General features: G+C 40.9%; 4 protein-coding genes and 2 pseudogenes. 4 read left to right on the top strand and 2 right to left on the bottom strand.

The annotated features are described in order from the left end of the window. Positions 1-815 precede the first annotated feature (815 nt). Positions 816-3,467 (top strand): DUF3536 domain-containing protein, encoded by a 2,652-nt coding sequence (locus tag NJ959_RS23925; RefSeq protein WP_254014257.1) that lies wholly within the window; start codon positions 816-818, stop codon positions 3,465-3,467. Between the two features lie 66 nt (positions 3,468-3,533). On the opposite strand, the gene NJ959_RS23930 is transcribed toward NJ959_RS23925, so the two are convergent. Beyond that, entirely contained in the window at positions 3,534-3,992 is a 459-nt protein-coding gene (locus tag NJ959_RS23930) for a protein tyrosine phosphatase family protein (protein WP_254014258.1), read from the bottom strand. Between the two features lie 49 nt (positions 3,993-4,041). Between NJ959_RS23930 and NJ959_RS23935 the strand changes: the two genes are divergently transcribed. After that, entirely contained in the window at positions 4,042-4,299 is a 258-nt protein-coding gene (locus tag NJ959_RS23935; protein ID WP_254014259.1) for a hypothetical protein, read from the top strand. Positions 4,300-4,327: 28 nt separating this feature from the next. On the opposite strand, the pseudogene NJ959_RS30825 reads toward NJ959_RS23935, so the two are convergent. Further along, a pseudogene (locus NJ959_RS30825) lies at positions 4,328-5,383 on the bottom strand (IS630 family transposase). 169 nt (positions 5,384-5,552) lie between these two features. Between NJ959_RS30825 and NJ959_RS30830 the strand changes: the two are divergent. Both NJ959_RS30830 and NJ959_RS23955 read left to right on the top strand, forming a co-directional pair. Beyond that, positions 5,553-5,858: pseudogene (locus tag NJ959_RS30830) on the top strand (helix-turn-helix domain-containing protein); the annotation flags it as partial. 364 nt (positions 5,859-6,222) lie between these two features. Continuing rightward, complete coding sequence (locus tag NJ959_RS23955; RefSeq protein ID WP_254014263.1) at positions 6,223-6,516, top strand: TRADD-N-associated membrane domain-containing protein; 294 nt, start codon at positions 6,223-6,225, stop codon at positions 6,514-6,516. Positions 6,517-6,623: the final 107 nt, after the last annotated feature.

Genomic DNA, 6,623 nt, shown 5'->3' on the forward strand with positions numbered 1-6,623 from the left:
AGCTGAAACTACTAGAAGAGGCGCAATTTTCTTGCCGCAACCCCTTGACAGGTTGATTTTTTTTTGTTAAATTAAGAGAATGGAAATCCGTGCGCGTAAAAAAAACAGAAAATAAGCTCCCGTAATCCAGACTGACAGGCAAAGTAGCGCCTTAAGCTTTTTTAGACTTAATCAATAAACAGCCCAGTTAGATCTCAAGCTGGTTAACGCCAAAAGAGGTAACTTTGAAGTTTCGCGATCGCCACCCCTCTTTGAGATCCAATCTGGAAATAGCATTGAACTCAGATATCCCCGAAACTACTAGAAGAGGCGCAATTTTCTTGCCGCAACCCCTTGACAGGTTGCATTTTTTTTGTTAAATTAGGATAATGGAAATCCGTGCGCGTAAAAAAAACAGAAAATAAGCTCCCGTAATCCAGACTGACAGCAAGAGTAGCGCCTTAAGCTTTTTGAGACTTAATCAATAAACAGCCCAGGATGTACTCTTAAAAACATTCGGGTTAAGAAGTAATGAGGATCGCTTTGATTCTGAAAATTTGCTCAAGTTAGAAAGCTTAAACGGAAAGCGCGTTTACCTGAACTTTAGTTACGGGGTTTTCAGGCTATTGTCTTATAATGGGTTATCGTTAACTTGGTTGATATTCCGCTCTGAAATAGCTCAAAGCCTCAACCGATCGTCCTTTGCCCTCCGATCGCACTTTCCGACTGTCTCAGGTTTATCGATAGGAAAGCGGTGGCACTCGGCGCACAAGGCGATAGCATTAGCGCTCCTGCAAAGCAGCGCCCAAGAATTTTCTTATAATTTAGGTGATCCCATGACTTCTGCTGCTCAACTTACAGCTATTGAAGCTGATGCAATAACTACTATTGCAGAATTTAAGGACGAGACTGGATTAGAAAACGATCCCCTCCAAAAGGCGACGGGAGTCTATGTGACAATTCACGGACATTTCTACCAACCTCCCCGTGAAAACCCATATCTGGATACGATTGAGCGCCAACCCTCTGCGGCTCCCTCTCACGACTGGAATCAACGGATTCACCACGAATGCTATCGCCCTAATGCCAATGCCCGGATCTTGAATAATCAGGGTGAGGTAGTGGGGATCGTCAATAACTTTGAGTATCTAAGCTTCAACATCGGTCCTACCCTGATGTCGTGGCTAGAAAAATACGATGGCGAAACCTATCAGCAGATTATAGACGCAGATCGGAAAAGTTGCGATCGCCTCAACGGACATGGCAATGCGATTGCCCAAGTCTACAACCACATTATCCTCCCTCTGGCTAACGAACGGGACAAACATACCCAAATCCGGTGGGGGAAAGAAGACTTCCGCTCTCGCTTTGGAAGAGATACAGAAGGGATGTGGCTGGCAGAAACAGCCGTAGACTATGCCACTCTGGAAGCATTAGTGGCAGAAGGGATTAAATTTATCATTCTCGCACCTTCTCAAGCCGAACGTTGCCGCCCAATCCCCAGTCAAGAGGAAAACGATCCCCAATGGCATGAAGTAGGGGGAGCGCAAATCGATCCCACTCGTCCCTATCGCTGCTTCCTAAGTAATGACCGATATATCGATATAATTTTCTACGATGGTCCCATTTCTCGCGATATGGGCTTCAATGATGTCCTCAACCATTCCGCCCATTTTGTCAGTCGCTTAGGATTAGCGGTGCGCGGGGATCGTCGTACCTCCCAACTAATTAGCGTCGCCACTGATGGAGAAACCTTTGGACATCACAAAGGTGGCACAGAAAAATGTCTCGCTTATGCCTTTACCCAAGAATTTCCCAACCGGAAATGGACAGTAACAAATTTTGCTCACTACCTTAGTATTAGTCCCCCCAACTGGGAAGTCATTATTAAGCCTGTAACCGCTTGGAGTTGCGCCCATGGAGTGGATCGATGGCAAGATGATTGTGGCTGTGGTGGAGGCGGTGGGTGGCATCAGAAATGGCGAAGACCTTTGCGAGATTCCCTCGATTGGTTGCGCGATCGCCTAATTACAGTTTACGATGATATCGGTTCTCAATTTTTCCGCGATCCCTGGCTAGCACGAGATGAATATATTCAAGTAATTCTCAATCGCTCCCCAGAAAATGTAGAAACATTTCTTAACCGTCACTGTATCAGAAGCCTTGCCCCCAGTCAACAAATTGATGCCCTCCGTTTGTTAGAAATGGAGCGCCATTCCCTACTAATGTATACTAGTTGTGGCTGGTTTTTTGAAGAAATTTCTCGTCCCGAAGGCGTACAAATTCTCCGCTATGCAGCACGAGCTTTAGAATTAGCCGCAGAAGTGGGAGGAGTACAGCTCGAGCAGGAATTTCGCGATCGCCTCGAATTAGCACCGAGTAATGTAGACTCTTTTAAAACAGGGGCTGAAGTTTATCGACAACTAGTAGTATCAGCACAAATTAGCTTTAAACAAGTTGCTGCTCACTACGCTATTAGTTCCCTCTTTACTAGCTATCCCCAACAAGAGCGAGTCTACTGTTACAATGCCTATCAGCTTGACTACCAACTCCAACGGATGGGAGCCTTAACATTAGCAGTAGGGCAATTACGACTAGTATCTGAAATTACTTGGGAAAGCACTCATCTGGTTTTTGCCGTACTCCATCTAGGTGGTTGGGATTTCCATTGCTGCATTCAACCTTTTACAGGGCGTAACGCCTATACCAAACTCAAAGAAAAACTCTTTGATGCCCTCAATCAAGCCAGTGCCGCCCATGCAATTATCGCAATGACTCAAATATTTGGCGATGAAACATTTAGCTTGCAAAACTTATTTGCCGAAGAAAGACATCGAATTATGAAGCTCTTGAGTCAGGAAACTCTATCTAGAGTGGATCAGCTTTATACTCAAGTTTACCGAGATAATTATGGTGTTTTGATGGCATTTCACCGCGATGAATTGCCTGTCCCCCAAGAATTGCAAGTTGCTGCTGAAATTGCTCTATCCACTCGTTGCCTCAATTATATTAAGGCATTGAAGTCTGACTCCAGCGATGTCCAGATTTTCTTGAGCAATATGGCAGAATTAGAAGCGATTGCAACAGAAGCTCATCAGCTCCACTGTCAATTGAATATTGCTAAAGCCAAGCCAATTCTGGAAAAATTAATTTGGCGATCGCTATCCTCACTGCTAGAATCAGGAAATCCAGATACCTTGAGTAGCGATATCCAACGGCTAGAGCGATTGATCAATTTAGGAGATCAATTGCAGTTGGGATTATGTCTCGATAAGTGCCAGGAATTCTACTTCAACTATCTCTATAGTCAGATTTTACCCCAATGGCAATCGGTAATGAAAGAGCAGAAAAGTTTTGAAGCTCAGGATGCAGGAAATGGGTTCCATTTACCGACTACAATTACTTGGGATATGGGGGAACTAAAAGAATTGCTTCACTTAGGGCAAAAACTAGCCGTTGATGTGAGTCCTTGGTTGAAGGGGTGCTAAATTTAAAACATAGTTTGTAGGGTGCGTTATCCAGTAACGCACCCTACGCTTGTGTCACTTGAATCTTTAATCGGTATAGAGCATCAGGGTTGCTTCAATAAAATTTTGCCAGATTTCATTAGGTTGCCAGATTTGTTCGAGATAGCGACGGGCAACTTCTTCGATATAATTTTTCCGAATTCGATGGTAAAGGTAAATCATTGCCGAGACGCGCATATTTTTGGCACAATGAACCCAAACCTTGCGATAGCTATTTTCATCTAGTCTATCCGCAAAGTCTTCAAAGTCGCTCAAGGTTGGATATTCCCAATCGATAGGAATACTGATATATTCCATCCCCAAACTTTCCACAAGGATATTTTCATCGGGATTCCAGTTACTAGAAGTGGGAGTTGCCAGATTGATAACGAGACTGTACCCTGCTGATGCAATGGCTGTAAACTCTTCAGCAGTAGGTTGTCCAGAGGTAGCCAGAGTGAAAGAAATTGGTAGAAATGCTTCGATTTCCTGGAGTGATGATATCATAAATAGCGGTTACTGAATAATGGAATAAATATGGAATTAGGATTGCATTATGGCAATTGTACTACAACTAGATCCTGAAGTTGAATCGCGCTTGATAGCCCAAGCAGCAGCACAAGGTAAATCAGCCGAGGAATTGCTAAAAATCCTCGTCGAAAGGTTGCTTGGTTATCCTGCACCCTTAACTCCTGTTACTCTATCGCCTCAAGAAAAAGCAGAGAGATTTTTGCGCTGGGTTAAGAGCCATGATAAGATTGAAGCACCACTTTTGTCTGACGAAGCGATTAGTAGAGCAAGTATTTACAAGTGATAAGTTGCTACGCAGCTATATAGCGTTTTCATTTGAGACATAAAAATGCGTCATAGTTTTCAAGATTAGGAAAATTAAATAGCTTAAATTCAACTAACAGCTCAAATATTTGCTTCATAATCTTGAGGTTTTTGCAAAAGCGATAACACCTTCTTAATAAATTTTTCAAGGCCAACCAAACTGCTTCAATTGGATTTTCTTCAGGAGCATAAGGAGCAAATAAATGACAAGTAATCACCCAGTTCTTTTCCGGTAAATTTCCATTGATTTCTCTGAGGAATTCTCTCATCTTTTCTCCTTTATGGTAACCCGCTCCATCCCAAAAGATAATTATTCTATTTCCGGAATTTCTCTTGATTATTTTCTTGAGGAAATCTCTCGTACAATCCCCATCACCTTTCTCATACTTCTCCAGGATTAATTCTTTTTTCCATAAATCTAATGCACCGTAATAAATTTGTCTATTTTTTTCATTCATCATCGGAATATTAAGTCTTTCTTTACTATCTCCCCACAGATGGCTTATCAAGTCTCATTCTAATAAGTGAACTTCGTCTACTGCATATACCACAAGCTTTTCAGCTTTTATCGCTGGCATTAACTCTTCTAATATTTCGTTAATTTCTTTCACCCTTTTTTTGACCAATTCTGGCTCTTGACGCGGGTGCTTTTTTTGTGCTTTTTGCCAACTTATTCGCGCTGATTTCAGGATTTTATAGTAGCTTGTTGGTGATTGAAAAACCACATCAGATCTCTCGGCTAAATAACACTTTAGCTCGGATAAATCCCAGTACTCTTGTTCTTTTAACCAACTTATTACCTCTGACATTTCCGCTGATGTCAAGTAACTTATTTCCCCTTTATAAGATAATTTTAATCCCGATAATCCCCCGGCTTTAAAGCGACTTTTTCACTTGCTAATAAAACTATTTGATACATTTAATATCTCAGCAATCGCTCTATATGCCCAGCCTTGTTTCACCAGTTTTACTGCGATTCCTCTTTTCAATTCTCTCCCATCCAAAATACCCTTCATCCACTCATCTAACTCTTTAATTTCTTTTTCTTTCTCTTGCTCTAACATAGGTTCCTTTCTCTAAACATCCGTTTCTATTATATCATTTTCTCTTTTTACCTTGTTTACATCTCAAATGAAAACGCTATATTGTATAATGAAAGAATAAGTAAAAAGTACGGCTGTAGAATATATACCAGCAAAAAATCATCTATCTAAAGAGCAAAAATAAAGATTAATTAAGCTACTAAAAGGGTCGGAGAATCCTTATGCGAGAGATTTTTTTTTAATTCTTCTTTTAATAAATGACGGAAAAAGTTATAGACAAATAAGTGAATTCCTTGATATTGCTTACACAACAGTTGCTTATTGGGCAGTTCATGGAGATCCAGACAACCTCAATAGTTTTGCCGATGAAAGAAGCCAAGGTAATTTCCGTAAGGTGACCGTAGAATATGAAAAAATATTGCTAGAGACAATCGAAAAAGAGCCTGGAGAATATGGATATGAATTTGGGCGCTGGACGGCGGCTAGGCTAGCCACCTAATAGCTAAAGTCGTCTAAAGACGACTGGATGAGATTTTTAGTCCATTTTAACTGAGATCTTGCACCATTCTCAATAAAGTGCTACAACCCTTGATATTACGTTGATGTAGTCACCAAAAATCAAGCTTTTTCAGGCTTAATGACATTGGTGCAAGATCTCAGTTTTAATGGACTTAAGCTATTAGACAGGGAATAAATTCCCTGGCGGATTATCAGGCTAATTCAGAGCTTAAACTTAGAATACATTTATTTGTATACATTTATTCGTATACATTTATTTGTATTGACACTGTGAAATCTATCAGTAATAATAGAAGAAATCAAAAGTAGAGTTGTAAAAAAAAAACGGAGAAATAATCAAAATGAATTTTCAATTATTCTCAAATTCTCACCCTGAAGAAGATTATAGCGAAATCAAAAAAGAAATGCTGCGGGAATCCCTGCGGCAAGTTCGCCAAAGCTACAATTTGGCACTGGTTATAACCGGAATCTCAGCTTCAATCGCTCTCGCAGGTGTGGGGCTGCTGTATTTTGATAAAGTCTCAGCAGCAACTTTGACGACTTCCACCGGATTGTTAGGAGGTTTTGGTAGCATTCAATTTGCCAATCAAAAGAAAGAGGAATTGCGGCAGATGATGAATGATTTAGAAGAATAATATTATGTCGGAGGGATCGCAAATCAATCTTGTCAGATGTAGAATGAGATGAAAACAATCGCACCCTGGCACTTCTAGGCGAATATTATGACCCTATTGCAAGTTCA

This window comes from Limnofasciculus baicalensis BBK-W-15 (genome assembly GCF_024178385.1).
Lineage (GTDB): Bacteria > Cyanobacteriota > Cyanobacteriia > Cyanobacteriales > Coleofasciculaceae > Limnofasciculus > Limnofasciculus baicalensis.